Origin of the sequence: Streptococcus oralis (assembly GCF_026782125.1) — a bacterium.
Lineage (GTDB): Bacteria > Bacillota > Bacilli > Lactobacillales > Streptococcaceae > Streptococcus > Streptococcus oralis_CE.
On the sequence record NZ_JAKUVY010000001.1, the window covers coordinates 75,309 to 97,981 of the forward strand.

Consider the following 22,673-nt stretch of genomic DNA (forward strand, 5'->3'; position numbering starts at 1 on the left):
GATGGAGTTGGGGGAATCTCAACTCCTTTTGATGAAAATGATAGTTGGACATGGAATTGACATCGAAGAATTGGCTTCGATAGAACGCGCGGTTACACGGCATACAGGATTTGCCGAGCGGGTGCTAACCACTAAGGAAATGGAGCGATTTACCAGTCTCAAAGGCCGCAGACAAATCGAATATTTGGCAGGTCGTTGGTCGGCTAAGGAAGCCTTTTCCAAGGCTCTGGGAACTGGTATTGGCAAACTGACCTTTCAGGATTTGGAAGTCTTGAACAACGAAAAAGGGGCTCCCTATTTTAGTCAGGCACCATTTTCAGGAAAAATTTGGCTATCGATCAGCCACACAGAGCAGTTTGTGACAGCCAGTGTCATTTTGGAGGAAAATCATGAAAGCTAGTCCACATAGACCGACCAAGGCTCTGATTCGTCTGGGAGCCATTCGAAAAAATATCCAACAGATGGGGGCTCATATCCCTGAAGGAACGCTCAAGTGGGCAGTGGTCAAGGCCAATGCCTATGGACATGGTGCTGTAGCTGTTGCGACAGCTATCCAAGACGATGTCGACGGCTTTTGTGTTTCTAATATTGATGAAGCTATCGAACTGAGACAGGCTGGAGTTAGCAAGAAAATCCTTATCTTAGGAGTTTCTGAAATAGAAGCTATTGGTCTAGCTAAAGAATACGACATCACTTTGACGGTGGCTGGACTGGAGTGGGTTCAAGCACTCTTAGATAAGGAAGCTGACCTAACTGGATTGACAGTCCACCTTAAGATTGACTCAGGAATGGGACGGATTGGTTTTCGAGAGGCTTGTGAAGCTGAAGAGGCTCAAGACTTGCTCAAGCAAGAGGGTGCTCGTGTTGAGGGAATCTTTACCCACTTTGCAACTGCAGATGAAGCTTCAGACACCTACTTTAATGCCCAGTTGGAACGATTTAAAACTATTCTGTCAAGCATGAAGGAAGTGCCAGAGCTGATCCATGCCAGCAATTCGGCAACGACTCTTTGGCATACAGAGACTATTTTCAATTCCGTCCGTATGGGAGACGCTATGTATGGCCTGAATCCCAGCGGAGAGGTTTTGGACCTGCCTTACGACCTGACACCAGCCTTGACCTTGCAATCTGCCCTTGTTCATGTCAAAACAGTTCCAGCTGGAGCTTGCATGGGCTATGGGGCGACCTATCAGGCGGATAGCGAACAAATCATCGCGACTGTGCCAATCGGCTATGCGGATGGTTGGACAAGAGACATGCAGAACTTCTCCGTCTTGGTGGATGGGCAAGCTTGCCCAATCGTCGGCAGGGTTTCGATGGACCAAATCACTATTCGATTGCCTAAGGTTTACCCGCTAGGGACCAAGGTAACCTTGATTGGCTCCGATGGTGACCAGGAAATCACAGCTACTCAGGTAGCGGCCTACCGTGGAACTATTAACTATGAGGTGGTTTGTCTCCTCAGCGATCGCATTCCACGAGAATATTATTAAAACAAAGAAAGGAGGGGGAGCATGAATCTACACCAACCCTTGCATGTCTTGCCTGGTGTGGGACCAAAGTCAGCAGAGAAATATGCCAAACTAGGAATTGAAAACTTGCAAGACCTCTTGCTCTACTTTCCTTTCCGTTATGAAGATTTCAAGACCAAGCAAGTCCTAGAGCTGGAAGATGGTGAAAAGGCTGTTCTTTCTGGTCAGGTAGTAACTCCTGCCAGTGTCCAGTATTATGGTTTTAAGCGTAATCGCTTGCGTTTTAGCCTTAAGCAGGGAGAAGTCGTTTTTGCGGTTAATTTCTTTAACCAGCCTTATCTAGCTGATAAGATAGAATTGGGAGCAACGCTTGCCGTTTTTGGCAAATGGGATCGTGCTAAGGCCAGTCTGACTGGGATGAAGGTTCTGGCTCAGGTGGAGGACGACCTCCAGCCCGTCTATCGTCTGGCTCAAGGAATCAGTCAGGCAGGGCTGGTCAAGGTGATCAAGACAGCCTTTGATCAGGGGTTGGACCTCTTGATAGAGGAAAATCTTCCCCAGTCTTTACTTGATAAATACAAACTCATGTCTCGTTGCCAGGCAGTTCGTGCTATGCATTTTCCTAAGGATTTGGCAGAATACAAGCAGGCCCTTCGTCGTATCAAGTTTGAGGAACTTTTTTACTTCCAAATGCAGTTGCAGACGCTCAAGTCTGAAAATAGAGTTCAGGGAAGCGGTCTGGTTCTGAACTGGTCTCAGGAAAAAGTAACGGCTGTCAAAAAAAATCTGCCTTTCGCCCTGACCCAAGCTCAGGAAAAGAGTTTGCAGGAAATTTTGGCCGATATGAAGTCTGACCACCACATGAATCGACTTCTGCAAGGGGATGTAGGGAGCGGAAAGACGGTGGTTGCTGGCCTGGCCATGTTTGCGGCGGTGACGGCTGGCTACCAGGCAGCTCTCATGGTGCCAACAGAAATCCTTGCTGAGCAACACTTTGAGAGTTTGCAGAACCTTTTTCCAGACTTGAAACTAGCTCTCTTAACAGGTTCTTTAAAAGCTTCAGAAAAGAGAGAAGTTTTAGAGACCATTGCCAAGGGTGAGGCTGATTTGATTATCGGAACCCATGCTCTGATTCAGGATGGGGTGGATTATGCTCGTCTTGGTTTGATTATCATCGATGAGCAGCACCGTTTTGGTGTGGGGCAAAGGCGGATTTTACGTGAAAAAGGGGACAATCCAGATGTCCTCATGATGACAGCGACACCCATTCCACGAACCTTAGCCATCACAGCCTTTGGAGATATGGATGTTTCCATTATTGACCAGATGCCAGCAGGTCGGAAGCCTATTGTGACTCGCTGGATTAAGCATGAGCAGCTGCCTCAGGTCTTGACTTGGTTAGAGGGAGAAATTCAAAAAGGTTCTCAAGCCTACGTCATCTCTCCTTTGATTGAAGAATCTGAAGCTCTGGATCTGAAAAATGCCATTGCCTTATCTGAGGAGTTGACAGCTCATTTTGCTGGCAAGGCAGAAGTAGCCCTCTTACATGGTAAGATGAAGAGTGACGAAAAAGACCAGATCATGCAGGAGTTCAAAGAGCAAAAAACGGATATTCTGGTTTCGACGACGGTTATCGAGGTTGGGGTTAATGTTCCCAATGCGACCGTCATGATTATCATGGATGCCGATCGGTTCGGTCTCAGTCAGCTTCACCAGCTCAGAGGTCGTGTTGGTCGGGGAGACAAGCAGTCTTATGCTGTTCTTGTGGCTAATCCCAAGACGGACTCTGGGAAGGACCGCATGTGCATCATGACAGAAACCAACAATGGATTTGTCCTTGCGGAGGAAGATTTGAAAATGCGCGGATCGGGTGAAATTTTTGGAACCAGACAGTCAGGACTTCCAGAGTTTCAAGTGGCTGATATTATCGAAGACTTTCCTATTTTGGAAGAAGCCAGAAAGGTTGCCAGCTACATTAGTTCTATAGAAGGTTGGAAAGAGGATCCGGAGTGGCGCATGATTGCTCTCCACCTAGAAAAGAGAGAACATCTGGATTAAGCCTTTTCTAAGAAATCTATAAGCTAGCTTTTAGGTTTGGGTCTTATACTAGAGTTATCAAAAAGAAACGAGGACTCTCACATGACTATTAAAGTAACCTACCAAAAGAAATTCCAAACCGTCAAACTAGAGAAAGGAGCTAGCACCTATTGATACACAGAGAGCGGAAACGCTCTTTTTACTTTTAAAACTACTTTCAGACGCTCTGTTTGAGGAAAGAGAATCTAAAATCACTTTCTATTTTGCATTCTTTCTTGCATTGCTTTCCCAGATATGCTAGAGTTGTGATAGCGATTACAAAATAGAAGGAGCATGCTATGAAAAATCCAGCTTTGTTAGAAGAAATCAAGACCTATCTAGGACGGGATGAGGTTCCTGAAGACTTTGATACTTTTTGGGATGAGGAAGTGAAAAAGGTTTCAACTCTTCCTGCCTACCAGTTGGAAGAAAGAGATTTCCACATTCCCCAAGTCAAGTGCTATGAGCTCACTTTTGAAGGAACCAATGAAGGCAAGGTCTATGCACGGGTCGTCCTTCCAAAGAGTGATGAGAAAGTTCCTCTAATTTTCCATTTTCATGGCTATATGGGACGTGGTTGGGACTGGACCGACATGCTGGCCTATACTGTGGCTGGTTACGGTGTTGTTTCCATGGACGTTCGAGGCCAGTCGGGCTATTCGCAAGACGGCTCGCGCTCTCCGTTAGGAAATACTGTTAAGGGACATATCATCCGTGGTGCTGTGGAAGGTCGGGAGCATCTCTTTTATAAGGATGTCTATCTGGATATTTACCAATTGGTTGAAATTATTGCCAGTCTACCTCAGGTGGATGAGAAGCGACTTTCTAGTTATGGTGCCTCGCAAGGAGGGGCTCTAGCCCTAGTTGCCGCAGCGCTCAATCCTCGGATTCAGAAAACAGTTGCCATCTATCCTTTCTTGTCAGACTTTAGACGAGTACTTGAGATTGGCAATACCAGTGAAGCCTATGATGAACTTTTCCGTTATTTCAAGTTCCACGATCCCTTCCATGAAACAGAGGAGGAAATCATGGCGACACTTGCCTATATCGATGTGAAAAATCTTGCCCATCGCATTCAAGGTAAGGTCAAGATGATTACGGGCTTGGATGACGATGTTTGCTATCCTATTACCCAGTTTGCGATTTACAACCGCCTAACTTGCGACAAGGCCTATCGCATCATGCCAGAGTATGCTCACGAAGCCATGAATGTTTTTGTCAATGACCAAGTCTACAACTGGCTCTGTGGCAGTGAGATTCCTTTTAAGTACGTAAGATAATGAATGAGAGAGCCCAGGAGCTCTCTTTTTATGTCCAAAACCTGAAAGTACTTTTAGGAAATTTAAAATATTAAAATATTCTTAAAAGTAAAATCTATTCTGCAGGAACATAGATATAAATATAAGACTTTATTGTATAATAAAGGAAAAGTCACTTGTGAAAGGAGGAAAAAGGCTGCTGGGTGATTAAAAACTCGGGCTCAGCAGAAAATGGGAGAGGATTGGGAGCTCTCATTGAGTTGGATACTTTCTTGTAAAACTTGTCTCTTGAGAGACAATAAAAATTTTTAAAGAAAAAAGAAAGCGCTTTATTTTATGAAAAATGAAAGGACAAACATGAATTACAAATCTTTACATCGGAAACAGCGATACGGAATTCGAAAATTTGCAGTTGGTGCGGCATCGGTAGTGATTGGGACAGTAGTATTTGGAGCAAATCCAGTCTTAGCTCAAGAGCAAGCCAATGCAGCAGGGGCCAATACAGAAACTGTCGAATCTGGTCAAGGATTATCAGAATTGCCAAAAGAAGTGTCCTCGGGAGATCTTGCTCATTTGGATAAGGATTTGGCTGGCAAATTGGCAGCAGCTCAAGACAATGGCGTTGAGGTGGACCAAGATCATTTGAAAAAAAATGAGAGTGTAGAATCAGAAACCCCATCCTCTACGGAAACCCCTGCAGAAGAAGCAAATAAGGAAGAGGAATCAGAGGATCAGGGGGCTATTCCTCGTGACTATTACTCAAGAGATTTAAAAAATGCTAATCCTGTCCTTGAAAAAGAAGATGTTGAAACCAATGCAACAAATGGTCAGAGAGTCGATTTATCAAATGAACTAGATAAACTAAAGCAACTAAAAAATGCTACAGTTCACATGGAGTTCAAACCGGATGCATCAGCTCCACGCTTTTACAATCTCTTCTCTGTATCCAGTGACACCAAGGAAAATGAGTACTTTACTATGTCGGTCCTTGATAATACAGCTCTTATTGAAGGGCGTGGCGCTAACGGGGAGCAGTTCTATGATAAGTATACAGATGCTCCTTTGAAAGTTCGTCCTGGACAATGGAATTCCGTGACCTTTACTGTCGAACAACCGACAGCAGAGTTACCTCATGGTCGAGTTCGTCTCTATGTGAACGGTGTCTTATCTCGAACAAGTCTCAAATCTGGTAACTTCATCAAAGATATGCCAGATGTTAATCAAGCTCAACTTGGAGCAACCAAACGGGGCAATAAAACAGTTTGGGCATCAAACCTACAAGTTCGAAACCTAACTGTTTATGATCGTGCTTTAAGCCCAGATGAAGTTCAAACACGGAGTCAATTATTTGAAAGAGGTGAATTGGAACAGAAACTTCCTGAGGGAGCAAAAGTCACTGAGAAAGAAGACGTCTTTGAAGGTGGTAGGAACAATCAACCAAATAAAGATGGTATCAAGAGTTATCGTATCCCGGCTCTTCTCAAGACAGATAAAGGAACGCTGATTGCAGGAACGGATGAAAGACGTTTGCACCATTCTGACTGGGGAGATATTGGGATGGTGGTTCGTCGCAGCTCAGATAATGGAAAAACATGGGGAGATAGAATTGTAATCTCAAATCCTCGTGACAATGAGCACGCTAAACATGCAGATTGGCCATCTCCAGTCAATATTGATATGGCCTTGGTACAAGACCCTGAAACAAAGAGAATTTTTGCAATTTATGACATGTTCCTTGAGAGTAAGGCAGTATTTTCATTGCCGGGGCAAGCTCCGAAAGCTTATGAACAAGTGGGAGATAAAGTTTATCAAGTTTTATATAAGCAAGGAGAATCAGGTCGCTATACGATTCGAGAAAACGGAGAGGTTTTCGACCCTCAAAATAGAAAGACAGATTATCGTGTTGTCGTTGACCCTAAAAAACCAGCCTATAGCGATAAGGGAGATTTGTATAAGGGGAACGAACTAATCGGGAATATTTATTTTGAGTATAGCGAGAAGAATATTTTTAGAGTTTCCAATACCAACTACCTATGGATGTCCTACAGTGATGACGATGGGAAGACTTGGTCTGCACCAAAAGATATTACTCATGGGATTCGGAAAGATTGGATGCACTTCCTAGGAACTGGACCTGGTACGGGGATTGCCTTGCGTACAGGACCTCATAAGGGAAGACTGGTGATTCCAGTTTATACAACAAACAACGTTTCCTACCTAAGTGGTTCTCAATCATCTCGTGTAATTTACTCAGATGATCATGGTGAAACATGGCAAGCAGGGGAAGCAGTTAATGATAACCGTCCAGTAGGCAACCAAACCATTCACTCTTCAACCATGAATAATCCAGGCGCCCAAAATACGGAGTCAACTGTTGTTCAGTTGAATAATGGAGATCTCAAGCTCTTTATGCGTGGGTTGACTGGCGATCTTCAGGTTGCGACCAGTCATGACGGGGGAGCAACGTGGGATAAAGAAATCAAACGTTATCCTCAAGTAAAAGACGTTTATGTTCAAATGTCCGCTATTCACACCATGCATGAAGGCAAGGAATACATTCTACTCAGCAATGCTGGTGGTCCTGGACGCAACAATGGTTTGGTTCACCTGGCTCGTGTTGAGGAGAATGGTGAGTTGACATGGTTAAAACACAATCCTATACAAAGTGGTAAGTTTGCTTACAACTCACTCCAAGAACTTGGAAATGGCGAATATGGTTTGCTTTATGAGCATGCGGATGGCAATCAAAACGATTATACTTTATCCTATAAGAAATTCAACTGGGATTTCTTGACCAAGGAAAGAATTTCTCCTAAAGAAGCAAAAGTAAAATATGCTATCCAAAAATGGCCAGGTATTATTGCCATGGAGTTCGATTCGGAAGTATTGGTAAACAAGGCTCCGACCCTTCAATTGGCAAATGGCAAGACAGCAACCTTTATGACCCAGTACGATACAAAAACTCTCCTATTCACAATAGACCCAGAGGATATGGGGCAAAGGATTACAGGTCTAGCTGAGGGTGCAATTGAAAGCATGCATAATTTACCAGTTTCTTTAGCTGGCTCTAAACTAAGCGATGGTATTAATGGCAGTGAAGCTGCTATCCATGAGGTGCCAGAGTACACAGGTGGTGTCAATGCTGAGAAAGCAGCGATTCATGAAGTTCCGGAGTATACAGGTCCATTGGCAACAGTAGGTGAAGAAGCAGCTCCAACAGTAGAAAAACCAGAATTCACAGGAGGTATTAATGCTGAGGAAGCCCCAGTGGCAGAAATCCCAGAGTACACTGGACCATTGGCAACAGTAGGTGAAGAAGCAGCGCCAACAGTAGAAAAACCAGAATTCACTGGTGGTGTCAATGCTGTTGAGGCAGCAGTCCATGAACTTCCAGAGTTCAAGGGTGGTGTCAATGCGGTTCTAGCAGCCTCAAACGAGCTTCCGGAATATAGAGGAGGTGCTAACTTTGTCTTGGCAGCTTCAAATGACCTGCCAGAGTATAAGGGTGGTGTCAATGGTGCTGAGGCAGCAGTCCATGAACTTCCAGAGTATAAGGGAGAAACCAAACCAGTCTTAGCTGCTGCAAATGACAAACTGTCTCTAGGCCAAGATGTGACCTATCAAGCGCCAGCAGCTAAACAAACGGGTCTACCAAATACTGGAAGCAAGGAAACAAGCTCACTGATTTCTCTTGGCCTTGCGGGCGTCCTCTTATCACTCTTTGCATTTGGCAAGAAGAGAAAAGAATAATAAGCAAAAGCTATTTGAATAAGTTTCAGAAGAGATAGCAGGTTTTTCAGACTGCTATCTTTTTTGATGACATTCAGGTTGATTCAAAATCATAAGAAGTCTGAAACTACTTTCAGAATAGTCTGTTCTATAAAATAGTTTTGAAACTGAAATCTATTCTACTATAAGCTATTGAAAGCGCTTAACAAATGATATATAATAAGCCCATAAGAACAAGAAAGGGAGGAAAGAGGATGCCACAGATTAGCAAAGAAGCCTTGATTGAACAAATCAAAGATGGAATCATTGTCTCTTGCCAGGCACTTCCTCACGAACCGCTTTATACAGAAGCGGGAGGAGTCATTCCCTTGCTAGTCAAAGCGGCTGAGCAAGGTGGAGCAGTCGGTATCCGAGCAAACAGTGTTCGCGATATCAAGGAGATCAAGGAGGTTACGAAACTCCCGATTATCGGGATCATCAAACGTGACTATCCGCCACAGGAGCCTTTCATTACAGCTACGATGAGAGAAGTTGATGAGTTGGCTGAACTAGACATTGAGGTTATTGCTCTGGATTGTACCAAACGTGAACGTTACGATGGTTTGGAAATTCAAGACTTTATTCGACAAGTCAAAGAAAAGTATCCGCATCAACTCTTAATGGCTGATACCAGTACCTTCGAAGAGGGAATAGCAGCGGTCGAAGCAGGGATTGATTTTGTTGGAACAACCCTATCAGGTTATACCTCTTATAGTCCTAAGGTAGATGGTCCAGACTTTGAACTGATCAAAAAACTCTGCGATGCCGGCGTGGATGTCATCGCTGAAGGGAAGATTCATACACCAGAACAAGCCAAACAAATCCTTGAATATGGGGTGCGAGGTATCGTTGTTGGTGGTGCGATTACTAGACCAAAAGAGATTACGGAACGCTTTGTTGCCGGTCTTAAATAACACAATCTCAAAAAAGAGGAGAGTGGTCGATGCGTCGAATGAAATGAAAACGTATACAAATTCAAAGAACTCATTATCCAATATGGATACGCTTATCAATTAGGAGAATACAAATGAAATTTAGAAAACTAGCTTGTACAGTACTTGCGGGTGCTGCGATTCTTGGCCTTGCGGCTTGTGGTAACTCTGGTGGAAGTAAAGATGCTGGAAGCTCTAGTAGCGATAGCGGAAAAACTGAAATCACTTGGTGGGCATTCCCAGTCTTCACACAAGAAAAAACGGGTGACGGTGTTGGAACATATGAAAAATCAATCATCGAAGCTTTTGAAAAAGCAAATCCAGATGTAAAAGTGAAATTGGAAACCATCGACTTCAAGTCAGGTCCAGAAAAGATCACAACAGCTATCGAAGCGGGAACAGCGCCAGACGTACTCTTTGACGCACCAGGACGTATCATCCAATACGGTAAAAATGGTAAATTGGCTGAGTTGAACGACCTTTTCACAGACGAATTCGTCAAAGACGTCAACAACGAAAACATCGTACAAGCAAGTAAGGCTGGCGACAAAGCTTACATGTATCCAATCAGTTCAGCACCATTCTACATGGCTATGAACAAGAAAATGTTGGAAGATGCTGGAGTTGCAAACCTTGTAAAAGAAGGTTGGACAACTGATGACTTTGAAAAAGTTTTGAAAGCGCTTAAAGATAAAGGCTATACACCAGGTTCATTGTTCAGTTCTGGTCAAGGGGGAGACCAAGGAACACGTGCCTTCGTTGCAAACCTTTATGGCGGTTCTGTAACAGACAAAGACGTAACCAAATATACAACAGACGATCCTAAATTCGTCAAAGGTCTTGAAAAAGCTGCTAGCTGGATTAAAGACGGTTTGTTGAACAATGGTTCACAATTTGACGGTGGAGCAGATATCCAAAACTTTGCCAACGGTCAAACTTCATACACAATCCTTTGGGCTCCAGCTCAAAACGGTATCCAAGCGAAACTCTTGGAAGCAAGTAAGGTAGACGTGGTAGAAGTACCATTCCCATCAGACTCTGGTAAACCATCTCTTGAATACCTTGTAAACGGATTTGCAGTATTTAACAACAAAGACGATAAGAAAATCGCAGCTGCTAAGAAATTCGTTCAATTCATCGCAGATGACAAAGAATGGGGTCCTAAAGACGTAGTTCGTACAGGTGCCTTCCCAGTTCGTACTTCATTTGGTAAACTTTATGAAGACAAACGTATGGAAACAATCAGTGGCTGGACTAAATACTACTCACCATACTACAATACTATCGATGGATTTGCTGAAATGAGAACACTTTGGTTCCCAATGTTGCAATCTGTATCAAATGGTGACGAAAAACCAGCGGATGCTTTGAAAGCCTTCACTGAAAAAGCTAACGAAACAATCAAAAAAGCTACAAAACAATAAGCACTAAGTCAGATTGATTCCCCCCTTTTCCCTGTGCACTATGGTGTAAGAAAAGGGGGACTTTTGTTTGAAATGGTAGGAACTGTCACGAAATTAAAATGAAGTTCTTACATAAGCGAATCTTAAAAAATTTCATTTTGGTTTTAAAACAGTTCAAGAAAATCAAAAACTATTCTATTTGAAAGAGAGGTGCCGACTGTGAAAGTCAATAAAATTCGTATGCGGGAAACAGTGATTTCCTACGCTTTCCTAGCACCAGTGTTATTCTTCTTTGTCATCTTTGTCTTGGCTCCTATGATTATGGGATTCATTACAAGTTTCTTTAACTACTCCATGACTAAATTTGAGTTTGTGGGCTTGGACAACTACATTCGCATGTTTAAAGACCCTGTCTTTGTGAAGTCTTTGATCAATACCGTTATCCTGGTTATTGGATCTGTTCCGATTGTGGTTCTCTTCTCGCTCTTTGTAGCATCTCAAACCTATCATCAAAATGCCATTGCCCGTTCTTTTTATCGTTTCGTCTTCTTCCTTCCTGTAGTTACAGGTAGTGTTGCCGTAACGGTTGTATGGAAGTGGATCTATGACCCACTATCAGGGATTCTAAACTTTGTCCTTAAGTCAAGCCACATCATCAGCCAAAACATTTCTTGGCTTGGTGATAAAAACTGGGCTTTGCTAGCGATTATGATTATCCTTTTGACAACATCTGTTGGTCAACCGATTATTCTTTATATCGCTGCCATGGGAAATATTGACAACTCACTTGTTGAAGCAGCGCGTGTTGACGGTGCGACTGAGTTTCAAGTCTTCTGGAAGATCAAATGGCCTAGCCTTCTTCCAACAACTCTTTACATCGCGATCATTACAACCATCAACTCATTCCAATGTTTCGCTTTGATTCAGCTCTTGACTTCTGGTGGTCCAAACTATTCAACAAGTACCTTGATGTACTACCTTTACGAAAAAGCCTTCCAATTGACAGAATACGGCTATGCAAATACCATCGGTGTCTTCTTGGCAGTGATGATTGCCATTGTCAGCTTTGCTCAATTCAAGATTCTCGGAAACGACGTAGAATACTAAAGAAAGGAGACAGTTATGCAACCTACACAAAAGAAACCTTTAACAGCTTTCACTGTTATTTCAACGATTATCTTGCTCTTGTTGACCGTACTGTTCATCTTTCCATTCTACTGGATCTTGACAGGGGCCTTCAAATCACAGCCTGATACCATTATGATTCCGCCACAGTGGTTCCCTAAAATGCCAACCATGGAGAACTTCCAACAACTCATGGTGCAAAACCCTGCTATGCAGTGGATGTGGAACTCTGTATTTATCTCACTGGTAACCATGTTCCTAGTCTGCGCAACCTCTTCTCTAGCAGGTTATGTCTTGGCTAAAAAACGTTTCTATGGTCAACGCATCCTCTTTGCAGTCTTTATCGCTGCCATGGCTCTTCCAAAACAAGTTGTCCTTGTACCACTGGTACGTATCGTTAACTTCATGGGAATTCACGATACTCTTTGGGCAGTTATCTTGCCTTTGATTGGATGGCCATTTGGGGTCTTCCTTATGAAACAATTTAGCGAAAACATCCCAACAGAATTGCTTGAATCAGCTAAAATCGACGGTTGTGGTGAGATTCGTACCTTCTGGAGCGTAGCCTTCCCTATCGTGAAACCAGGATTTGCAGCCCTTGCGATCTTTACCTTCATCAATACTTGGAACGACTACTTTATGCAGTTGGTTATGTTAACTTCACGTCAAAACTTGACTATCTCACTCGGGGTTGCGACCATGCAGGCTGAAATGGCAACCAACTATGGTTTGATCATGGCGGGTGCAGCTCTTGCAGCCGTGCCAATCGTAACGGTCTTCCTTGTCTTCCAAAAATCCTTCACTCAAGGGATTACTATGGGAGCGGTCAAAGGTTAAGAAAAGTAAATTAGTGTGTCAAGATTGCAGAAGTGGTCTTGACATGCCATGGAAATATAGAGTTATAAGTGTCTACAAAATGGAGAGTATGCAGTTACTTCGTGAAGTTTTGTCAGACACTTATAAACTTAAGAATGAACTCTTTTCATGATACTAGTTAGAGTAGGTTCGTTTTATGGTAACTATTTCCCGCTTTAGTGGTATCTAAGATAAGCATCTTACGCTTATCTTAGACGGAATTTTTGAGACTGACGATGAAGGAGTGAAAGGCTCAAAAATTAGGAATGAAATTCCGAAGGAATTTGCTTCCATCCGCACTATTACAGGGAAATAGAGAAAGGATAATTCGAAACTGAAAACTAGTAACTATCAGAAACGAAGGAAACAGTATGATTTTTGACGATTTGAAAAACATCGCCTTTTACAAGGGGATCCATCCCAATCTAGACAAGGCTATCGACTATCTCTATCAGCACCGTAAAGATTCTTTCGAACTCGGGAAGTATGAGATTGACGGGGACAAGGTCTTTCTAGTTGTTCAGGAAAATGTTCTCAATCAAGCTGAAAATGATCAATTTGAGCACCATAAGAACTATGCAGACTTGCATTTGCTGGTAGAAGGACATGAATACTCGAGCTACGGTTCACGTATCAAAGACGAAGCAGTAGCATTCGACGAAGCGAGCGACATTGGCTTTGTCCATTGTCATGAAAAATACCCACTCTTGTTGGGCTATCACAATTTTGCGATTTTCTTCCCCGGAGAACCACACCAGCCAAATGGCTACGCAGGGATGGAAGAAAAGGTTCGCAAATATCTCTTTAAAATTTTGATTGATTAAAAGAATCAGGAGGAGCAAACATGGCACAAAAAGGAGTAAGCCTTATCAAGGCAGCATTTGATACAGATAATTTTCTCATGCGTTTCAGTGAGAAGGTCTTGGATATCGTCACAGTCAATCTTCTTTTTGTCGTCTCTTGTTTGCCCATTGTGACGATTGGAGTGGCGAAAATCAGCCTTTACGAGACCATGTTTGAGATTAAGAGAAGCAGACGGGTACCAGTATTTAGAACTTATCTAAGAGCCTTCAAGCAAAATCTGAAACTGGGGCTTCAGTTAGGTCTGTTAGAGTTGGGCATAGTTTTGCTAAGTCTTTTAGACCTCTATCTTTTCTGGGGCCAGACAGCTTTACCTTTCCAGATTGTGAAAGCTATTTGTTTGGGGATTCTCATCTTCGTCACTCTGGTGATGCTGGCTAGTTATCCCATCGCTGCGCGCTATGATTTGTCATGGAAAGAAGTGCTGCAAAAAGGGCTTATCTTGGCAAGTTTTAACTTTCCATGGTTCTTCCTCATGTTAGCTATTCTCTTTCTCATAGTGATGGTTCTTTATCTATCCGCCCTCACTCTCCTTTTGGGTGGGTCAGCCTTTATCCTCTTTGGTTTTGGTTTGCTGGTCTTTCTCCAAGCAGGATTGATGGAGAAAATTTTCGCCAAATACCAGTAGGATGAGGTGTTTCTGAAACTACTTTCAATCGTTACAGTTTCTAAAATACAGGTAGAAACTAAAATCTAAGTGTATACAAGATATTGAAAGCGATTTTCACAAGGTGTATACTAAACTTGTAAAAAAATAGAACTGCTCTCAGCAGAAAAAAGAAATCTTAGGAGAAAATCTATGTCAGATTTGAAAAAATACGAAGGTGTCATTCCAGCCTTCTACGCATGTTATGATGATCAAGGAGAAGTAAGTCCAGAGCGTACGCGTGCCTTGGTTCAATACTTCATTGATAAGGGAGTTCAAGGTCTCTATGTCAACGGTTCTTCTGGTGAATGTATCTACCAGAGTGTGGCAGATCGCAAATTGATTTTGGAAGAAGTCATGGCAGTTGCCAAAGGAAAATTGACTATCATTGCTCACGTTGCTTGCAATAATACAAAGGATAGTATGGAACTTGCTCGCCACGCAGAAAGCTTGGGAGTAGATGCCATTGCAACGATTCCGCCGATTTACTTCCGCTTGCCAGAATACTCAGTTGCCAAATACTGGAACGATATCAGTTCTGCAGCTCCAAACACAGACTACGTGATTTATAACATTCCTCAATTGGCAGGAGTTGCTTTGACTCCAAGTCTCTATACAGAAATGTTGAAAAATCCACGTGTTATCGGTGTTAAGAACTCTTCTATGCCAGTTCAAGATATCCAAACCTTTGTCAGCCTTGGTGGAGAAGACCACATCGTCTTTAATGGTCCAGATGAACAGTTCTTAGGTGGTCGCCTCATGGGTGCTAAGGCTGGTATCGGTGGTACTTATGGTGCGATGCCAGAACTCTTCTTGAAACTCAATGAGTTGATTGCTGAAAAAGACTTGGAAACAGCGCGTGAATTGCAATACGCTATCAATGCGATCATTGGCAAACTCACTGCTGCACATGGAAATATGTACGGTGTCATCAAAGAAGTCTTGAAGATCAATGAAGGACTTAACATTGGATCAGTTCGTTCACCATTGACACCAGTGACTGAAGAAGATCGTCCAGTTGTAGAAGCAGCTGCTCAATTGATTCGTGAAACCAAGGAGCGCTTCCTCTAATCCATAAGGAGGTATTTATGACACACTACGTTGCAATTGATATCGGTGGAACCAACATCAAATATGGTTTGATTGACCAAGAAGGCCAACTTGTTGAATCGCATGAAATGCCAACTGAGGCGCAAAAGGGTGGTCCCCATATCTTACAAAAGACAAAAGATATCGTAGCCAGCTATTTAGAAAAGGGCCCAGTAGCAGGTGTTGCCATTTCTTCGGCGGGAATGGTCGATCCTGATAAAGGTGAGATTTTCTATGCCGGCCCACAAATACCTAACTATGCAGGGACCCAGTTCAAGAAGGAAATCGAGACTAGTTTTGCGATTCCTTGTGAGATTGAAAATGATGTCAACTGTGCAGGTCTGGCTGAGGCAGTATCTGGTTCAGGCAAGGGAGCGAGTATCACACTTTGCTTGACCATTGGAACAGGTATCGGTGGTTGCTTGATTATGGATGGGAAAGTCTTCCATGGATTTAGCAATTCGGCCTGCGAAGTCGGTTACATGCACATGCAGGATGGAGCTTTTCAGGATCTTGCTTCTACGACAGCCTTGGTTGAGTATGTAGCAACAGCTCATGGAGATCCAATTGATCAGTGGAATGGGCGACGCATCTTCAAGGAAGCTACCGAAGGAAACAAGATCTGTATGGCTGGGATTGACCGCATGGTAGACTATCTAGGAAAAGGTCTGGCAAATATTTGCTACGTTGCCAATCCAGAAGTAGTCATTCTCGGTGGCGGTATCATGGGGCAAGAGGCTATCCTCAAACCAAAGATCCGCACAGCCTTGAAGGTGGCCTTGGTACCAAGCCTAGCTGAAAAGACGAGATTAGAATTTGCCCATCACCAAAACACAGCAGGGATGTTGGGAGCCTATTATCATTTCAAAACAAAACAATCCTAGTTTGGAGCTATAGAATTAAGAAAAACACTGAATCACTACTTGAGTGAAAACTGTTTTGCTTAATTCTTTTTTTATTGAAAAATTTGAGCCAAAGGAGGTAATCGTGAGAAACTAGGAGAAAATAACTGCCTTGCATGAGAAGTTAAGGAGAGATGAAGAACTACAAGGCGAGAGCAATTCTATCACCTATTTAATTGATAATTAGCTTGAGTAAATGGGAAAATGTGGAAAAATGATATAATGAGGTGGACGAAAAATTGGTAAATTAGAATTTGTAGAGGTGAAAAAATGTAATGGGAACCTATTCACCTGAAGTCGAAATCATATAAAATTACGAGGAGATTGTAAGATGAGTAATTATATAAAATTAAATGAAGATAGATGGAATAATGTAAAAAACGACTATACTGAGCCATTGACACAGGAAGAATTAGGAGAAGTTAGAAAACATCCAATTTCTGTTGCCTTAACTGTTGGGAAAAAAGTTCCGATAGAATGGTTTGAAAAAGCAAACGGGAAAAAGATATTAGGGTTAGCTTGTGGTGGTGGACAGCAGGGGCCCGTTTTTGCTCTAAAAGGTTATGATGTCACCATTATGGATTTTTCTAAATCACAATTAGAAAGAGATGAAATGGTTGCAAAACGAGAAGGCTTAAAAATCAATACCGTTCAAGGTGATATGACAAAACCATTTCCATTTGAAAATGAAACTTTTGATATTGTTTTTAATCCGGTTTCAAATGTATACATAGAAGATTTAGAAAACATGTATAAAGAAGCCTCCCGAGTATTGAAAAAGGGTGGTTTGTTAATGGTCGGATTTATGAATCCCTGGATCTACATGTATGATGCTGACATTGTATGGGACAAACCCGATGAGGAATTGCTGTTAAAGTTTTCACTGCCTTTTAATTCAAGAGAGCTTGAAGAGGAAGGCAAAATCACTATCAATCCAGAATATGGATATGAATTTAGCCATACCTTAGAAAGTCAGATTAGAGGACAACTTAAAAATGGTCTCGCTATGATTGATTTTTATGAATCGTGTGACAAAAGACATCGATTATCACCTTATGGAAATGACTACATCGCTACACTTTGCATTAAACTATAATCTTATAGAACGTACTTCTGAAGAATAGCTCGTTTTATTTTACGATTAGAATTTGTCCATCACCAAAATACAGCAGTGATGTTGGGAGCCTATTATCATTTCAAAACAAAACAATCCCAGTTTGGTTCAACCAAACTAGGATTTTCTAACGCGTTTTTGTCTACGATAGCCGTTGAGCTTTTTATTTTCCCAATAGCTGTTAAAGATCTTTTCTTTGCTTTCGCGATTGATTTCTAAAAAGTAGGCATAAATCAAATCTGTTAAAAAGAGCATAGGAAGTTGAGCGGAAATACGTTGGATGTAAGAAGATTGACTATGGCTTGCGACAAGGACTGTTTCGGTATAGGCCTGACTGTTTTTGTCTGGAGCGCTGGTAAAGAGAATGGTCTTGGCACCCATTTCCTTGGCATCCAACAAACTATCGAGGACGGATTGGGTAGTGCCTGATAGAGAAAAGCCAAGTACCAAACAGTTTTCATCCATGATACTGGTCGTCCAAGCAAAGCCGTCCCGATCGGTCAAAGCTTCACAGACAACACCTAGACGCATAAAGCGCAGTTTCATCTCACGGGCAATCAGACCAGAACTTCCCGTTCCAAAAAAGTAAACACGTTCAGCGTCATCGATTAATTGGGCGACGCGTTCCAGTTGTTCTTCGTCAATCAAATCCTGTGTTTGTTCTCTCATGATACTGTAGCTTCGTAAAACACGTTTGGTCAAAGGACTGTGTTTGTGCGAATGAGTGTCCGGTTTACTAGACTGGTGCTGGTATTGAAAGACGAACTCTCGGTAGCCTGTAAAACCACACTTTTTGGCAAAGCGGGTCAAGGCTGCTTGGGAGATATGTAATTTCTGGGTAACTTGCTGAGAAGAGAGATCATCTTGGATTGTTTCAGCTTGCAGAAAATAGCGAGCGATTTCTTGCTCGAGCTCGGTTAATTCTTCAAAATGGAGGTCGATTATGGTTGCGATATCTGGCTTGTTCATGAGGCTCCTTTTTATGAGTCAAAGTCTTAAAAGTTAACGCTTTCCTAACTATTACTATCATTATATCATAGAAAATAGGATAACCAAATAAAAAGGCATTTTCAGTTGAAAGTCAAAAAACGCTTCGACTTTTCCAAGAGTTTCTCCGTAAAATATGGTACAATGAAATGTACTGAGCTTCACCTATTCACTCTATTATTTTAGGGAAAATAAAGGTGGAAATCGGGAATTTTTCTAGAAAAGAGTCTTAGTTGTATGAGAAAATTTAATAGCCATTCGATTCCGATTCGGCTTAATTTACTATTTGCGATTGTCATCCTGCTCTTTATGACCATTATTGGTCGATTGTTATACATGCAGGTGCTCAATAAGGATTTTTATGAAACAAAATTGGCCTCAGCCAGCCAAACAAGGGTAACAACCAGTTCAGCTCGTGGACAGATCTATGATTCGGCAGGGAAACCCTTGGTAGAAAACACTGTCAAGCAGGTTGTTTCTTTCACACGAAACAATAAAATGACGGCAGCTGAATTGAAGGAGACAGCCAAGAAACTTCTCACATATGTAAATGTAACTTCCCCTGATCTGACTGATCGACAGATTGCAGACTACTACTTGGCGGACCAGGATATTTACAAAAAAACAGTCGAATCCTTGCCAAGCGATAAACGCCTGGATTCAGATGGGAACCGCTTATCGGAAGCGACACTTTACAATAATGCGGTTGAAAGCATTGACGTGAGTCAACTTAATTATACAGATGACCAGAAAAAGGAAATCTATCTCTTTAGTCAGCTCAATGCCGTTGAAAATTTTGCGACGGGTACCATTTCTACGGATGCCTTAGATGATACCCAAGTTGCTCTCGTTGCATCAGCGTCCAAGGAATTACCAGGTATCAGTATTTCAACCTCATGGGATCGTAAAGTACTGGATACATCTTTATCGACGATCGTCGGTAGCGTTTCAAATGAGAAGTCAGGACTTCCGGCAGAGGAAGTTGATGCTTATCTCAAAAAAGGGTATTCTCTCAATGACCGAGTGGGAACTTCCTATCTTGAAAAGCAATATGAAGATGTTCTTCAAGGCAAACGTTCCGTTAAGGAAATCCACCTCGACAAACACGGAAATATGGAAAGTGTGGAAAATGTTGAAGAAGGAAGCAAAGGAAACAATATCAAGTTAACGGTTGACCTAGCTTTCCAGAATGGTGTGGACGACCTACTCAAGAGCTACTTCAACTCAGAGTTGGGTAACGGTGGAGCAAAGTACTCTGAAGGAGTCTACGCTGTAGCTCTTAATCCTAAAACCGGTGCAGTTCTGGCGATGTCGGGTGTCAAGCATGATGTCGAATCCGGTAAATTAAGTTCAGATTCGCTTGGAACAATAACCAACGTCTTTGTGCCAGGATCTGTTGTTAAGGCAGCAACCCTTAGCTCTGGTTGGGAAAATGGAGTCTTGTCAGGCAATCAAACCTTGACAGACCAGCCGATTGTTTTCCAAGGTTCGGCCCCTATCAATTCATGGTATACCTTGTCCTATGGCTCTTTCCCTATTACAGCAGTTGAGGCTTTGGAATACTCTTCTAATACTTACATGGTTCAAACTGCGCTAGGAATCATGGGACAAACCTACACACCAAATATGACAGTCGCAACGGGACAGTTAGAGACTGCAATGGGCAAATTGCGATCAACCTTTGGGGAATATGGACTCGGAGCTTCAACAGGGATTGACCTCCCAGATGAATCTACAGGATTTACGCCAAAAGAATTTGATTTGGGGAACTATATCAATAATTCCTTTGGTCAGTTTGACAACTACACACCGATGCAGCTAGCCCAGTATGTCGCAACCATTGCAAACAATGGCGTACGTTTGACTCCTCACATCGTTGAAGGGGTTTATGGAAACAATGACCAAGGTGGCTTAGGCAGTCTGGTTCAAGAAACAACCACTAAGGAACTGAACAAGGTCAATATCTCAGAATCAGATATGGCTATCTTGCAGCAAGGTTTCTATCAAGTTTCGCATGGAACGAGTGCTCTGACAACTGGTCGTGCCTTTTCAAATGGCGCAGCCGTTTCCATCAGCGGGAAAACGGGTACTGCCGAAAGTTACGTTAATGGCGGTCAAAAAGCCAATAATACCAACGCAGTCGCCTATGCACCAACCGAAAATCCTCAAATCGCGGTCGCAGTCGTCTTTCCTCATAACACCAACCTTACAAACGGTGTCGGACCTTCGATTGCACGCGACATTATCAATCTTTATCACCAACACCATCCAATGAATTAGAAAGGAACATATGCTGTATCCAACACCTATTGCCAAGCTGATTGATAGCTATTCAAAGTTACCAGGTATCGGGATTAAAACGGCTACCCGCCTAGCCTTCTATACCATTGGAATGTCTGATGACGATGTCAATGAATTTGCCAAAAATCTCTTATCTGCTAAGCGGGAATTAACCTATTGTTCCATCTGTGGCCGTTTAACGGATGATGACCCTTGCTCAATTTGTACGGACCCGACTCGAGACCAGACAACGATCTTGGTGTTAGAGGATAGTCGCGATGTGGCTGCTATGGAAAACATCCAAGAATACCACGGACTCTATCACGTCTTGCACGGCCTCATTTCTCCGATGAATGGTATCAGCCCAGACGATATCAACCTCAAGAGTCTCATGACTCGTCTTATGGATAGTGAGGTTTCAGAAGTGATCGTAGCAACCAATGCGACAGCGGATGGAGAAGCGACATCTATGTATCTCTCTCGTCTCCTCAAGCCAGCTGGCATCAAGGTCACTCGCCTAGCACGAGGACTAGCCGTGGGAGCAGATATCGAGTATGCGGACGAAGTCACACTCTTACGAGCCATTGAAAATCGGACAGAGTTGTAAGTGTAGACAATTAAGAAACTCAAATTCATTTATACAAAAATCAAGGAGACCGACAGTTGTTTTATCGGTCTCTTTTTAGATTTATTGAAGACCAGTATCATGTTCAAGTTTCAAAAAAGAAGCAAATATGATATACTAAAGAACGAGTATTCTATTAGAATTAGGACAAGCAATATGAAACAAACGATTATTCTTTTATACGGTGGGCGTAGTGCAGAGCGTGAAGTTTCTGTCCTTTCAGCTGAAAGTGTGATGCGTGCGGTCAACTACGACCGTTTCACAGTCAAGACTTTCTTCATCAGCCAGTCAGGTGACTTTATCAAAACACAGGAATTTAGCCAGACCCCAGGTCAAGAGGATCGTCTCATGACCAATGCGACTATTGACTGGGACAAGAAAATAGCGCCAAGTGCCATCTATGAAGAAGGTGCAGTGGTCTTTCCAGTTCTTCATGGTCCGATGGGAGAAGATGGTTCAGTTCAAGGATTCTTAGAAGTTTTGAAAATGCCTTATGTTGGTTGTAATATCTTGTCATCCAGCCTTGCCATGGATAAAATTACGACCAAGCGTGTCTTGGAGTCTGCTGGGATTGCCCAAGTACCTTATGTGGCTATCGTCGAAGGTGATGATGTGACTGCTAAAATAGCTGAAGTTGAAGAAAAACTGACTTATCCAGTCTTCACGAAGCCGTCAAACATGGGTTCAAGTGTCGGTATTTCTAAGTCTGAAAACCAAGAGGAACTCCGTCAAGCTTTGGAACTTGCCTTCCAATATGACAGCCGTGTCTTGGTAGAGCAAGGGGTGAATGCTCGTGAAATTGAGGTTGGTCTCTTGGGCAACTACGAAGTGAAGAGCACGCTTCCTGGTGAAGTGGTTAAGGATGTTGCCTTTTATGACTATGATGCCAAATATATTGACAACAAGATTACCATGGACATCCCAGCCAAGATTAGTGATGATGTAGTAGCTGTCATGCGTCATAATGCAGAAACAGCCTTCCGTGCAATCGGTGGCCTCGGTCTGTCTCGTTGTGATTTCTTCTATACAGATAAGGGCGAGATTTTCCTAAACGAGCTTAATACCATGCCAGGTTTTACCCAGTGGTCTATGTATCCACTACTTTGGGACAATATGGGAATCAGCTACCCAGAACTAATCGAGCGTTTGGTTGACCTTGCTAAACAAAGTTTTGACAAGCGCGAAGCGCATTTGCTATAAAAATGAAAGAGAGGGTAGAAGCCGGAACTATCACTGCATGGTGACTAGAGTTCTCGGACTTCAACCCTTTTTAAAGGAG

Annotated in this window: 18 protein-coding genes; 17 read left to right on the forward strand and 1 reads right to left on the reverse strand. The window is 42.6% G+C overall.

All coding sequences use genetic code 11. The annotated features are described in order from the left end of the window. The first annotated feature begins 37 nt into the window (after window positions 1-37). From acpS to MK385_RS00525, 14 genes are all read left to right on the forward strand, one after another. Window positions 38-400, forward strand: coding sequence for a holo-ACP synthase (gene acpS, locus MK385_RS00460; protein ID WP_268725091.1), 363 nt, complete (start codon window positions 38-40; stop codon window positions 398-400). Then, window positions 390-1,493 carry an alanine racemase gene (alr, locus tag MK385_RS00465; RefSeq protein ID WP_268724969.1) on the forward strand — a complete coding sequence of 368 codons (1,104 nt, stop codon included), beginning with the start codon at window positions 390-392 and terminating at the stop codon, window positions 1,491-1,493. Before acpS ends, alr begins: the two co-directional genes overlap by 11 nt. A 21-nt stretch (window positions 1,494-1,514) precedes the next feature. Further along, complete coding sequence (recG, locus tag MK385_RS00470; protein WP_268724970.1) at window positions 1,515-3,530, forward strand: ATP-dependent DNA helicase RecG; 2,016 nt, start codon at window positions 1,515-1,517, stop codon at window positions 3,528-3,530. Window positions 3,531-3,847: 317 nt separating this feature from the next. Beyond that, a complete protein-coding gene (locus tag MK385_RS00475; protein WP_129313363.1) occupies window positions 3,848-4,828 on the forward strand; it encodes an acetylxylan esterase in 981 nt (326 codons plus the stop codon). A gap of 336 nt (window positions 4,829-5,164) precedes the next feature. Further along, entirely contained in the window at window positions 5,165-8,557 is a 3,393-nt protein-coding gene (locus MK385_RS00480; protein WP_268724971.1) for an SIALI-17 repeat-containing surface protein, read from the forward strand. A 233-nt stretch (window positions 8,558-8,790) separates the two neighbouring features. After that, window positions 8,791-9,489: an N-acetylmannosamine-6-phosphate 2-epimerase gene (locus MK385_RS00485; RefSeq protein WP_001135657.1), complete on the forward strand. Its 699-nt coding sequence runs from the start codon at window positions 8,791-8,793 to the stop codon at window positions 9,487-9,489. Between the two features lie 113 nt (window positions 9,490-9,602). Further along, the gene (locus MK385_RS00490) at window positions 9,603-10,931 is read left to right on the forward strand and encodes an extracellular solute-binding protein (RefSeq protein ID WP_071851252.1); all 1,329 of its coding nucleotides are present in this window, start codon (window positions 9,603-9,605) and stop codon (window positions 10,929-10,931) included. 219 nt (window positions 10,932-11,150) lie between these two features. Further along, the gene (locus MK385_RS00495) at window positions 11,151-12,017 is read left to right on the forward strand and encodes a carbohydrate ABC transporter permease (RefSeq protein ID WP_161801140.1); all 867 of its coding nucleotides are present in this window, start codon (window positions 11,151-11,153) and stop codon (window positions 12,015-12,017) included. A gap of 15 nt (window positions 12,018-12,032) precedes the next feature. Then, a complete protein-coding gene (locus MK385_RS00500) occupies window positions 12,033-12,872 on the forward strand; it encodes a carbohydrate ABC transporter permease (RefSeq protein WP_001183243.1) in 840 nt (279 codons plus the stop codon). 389 nt (window positions 12,873-13,261) lie between these two features. Then, entirely contained in the window at window positions 13,262-13,714 is a 453-nt protein-coding gene (locus MK385_RS00505; RefSeq protein WP_000575429.1) for a YhcH/YjgK/YiaL family protein, read from the forward strand. 20 nt (window positions 13,715-13,734) lie between these two features. Beyond that, window positions 13,735-14,379, forward strand: a complete 645-nt coding sequence (locus MK385_RS00510) for a YesL family protein (protein ID WP_268724972.1) — start codon at window positions 13,735-13,737, stop codon at window positions 14,377-14,379. Between the two features lie 171 nt (window positions 14,380-14,550). Next, window positions 14,551-15,468 (forward strand): dihydrodipicolinate synthase family protein, encoded by a 918-nt coding sequence (locus tag MK385_RS00515; protein WP_125441240.1) that lies wholly within the window; start codon window positions 14,551-14,553, stop codon window positions 15,466-15,468. Window positions 15,469-15,485: 17 nt separating this feature from the next. After that, window positions 15,486-16,370, forward strand: a complete 885-nt coding sequence (locus MK385_RS00520) for an ROK family protein (protein ID WP_268724973.1) — start codon at window positions 15,486-15,488, stop codon at window positions 16,368-16,370. Between the two features lie 349 nt (window positions 16,371-16,719). Further along, the gene (locus MK385_RS00525) at window positions 16,720-17,484 is read left to right on the forward strand and encodes a class I SAM-dependent methyltransferase (protein ID WP_268724974.1); all 765 of its coding nucleotides are present in this window, start codon (window positions 16,720-16,722) and stop codon (window positions 17,482-17,484) included. Window positions 17,485-17,619: 135 nt separating this feature from the next. Here MK385_RS00525 and MK385_RS00530 read toward each other — a convergent pair whose 3' ends face one another. After that, window positions 17,620-18,471, reverse strand: a complete 852-nt coding sequence (locus tag MK385_RS00530) for a MurR/RpiR family transcriptional regulator (protein ID WP_268724975.1) — start codon at window positions 18,469-18,471, stop codon at window positions 17,620-17,622. Between the two features lie 255 nt (window positions 18,472-18,726). On the opposite strand from MK385_RS00530, the gene pbp2b reads away from it, so the two are divergent. The 3 genes from pbp2b to MK385_RS00545 all read left to right on the forward strand — a co-directional run bounded on the left by pbp2b (window position 18,727) and on the right by MK385_RS00545 (window position 22,594). After that, window positions 18,727-20,769 carry a penicillin-binding protein PBP2B gene (gene pbp2b / locus MK385_RS00535; protein WP_268724976.1) on the forward strand — a complete coding sequence of 681 codons (2,043 nt, stop codon included), beginning with the start codon at window positions 18,727-18,729 and terminating at the stop codon, window positions 20,767-20,769. 10 nt (window positions 20,770-20,779) lie between these two features. After that, entirely contained in the window at window positions 20,780-21,376 is a 597-nt protein-coding gene (recR, locus tag MK385_RS00540; RefSeq protein ID WP_000966754.1) for a recombination mediator RecR, read from the forward strand. A 174-nt stretch (window positions 21,377-21,550) separates the two neighbouring features. After that, on the forward strand, window positions 21,551-22,594 hold the full coding sequence (locus MK385_RS00545; protein WP_268724977.1) for a D-alanine--D-alanine ligase: 1,044 nt from the start codon (window positions 21,551-21,553) through the stop codon (window positions 22,592-22,594). The last annotated feature ends 79 nt before the right edge of the window (window positions 22,595-22,673 follow it).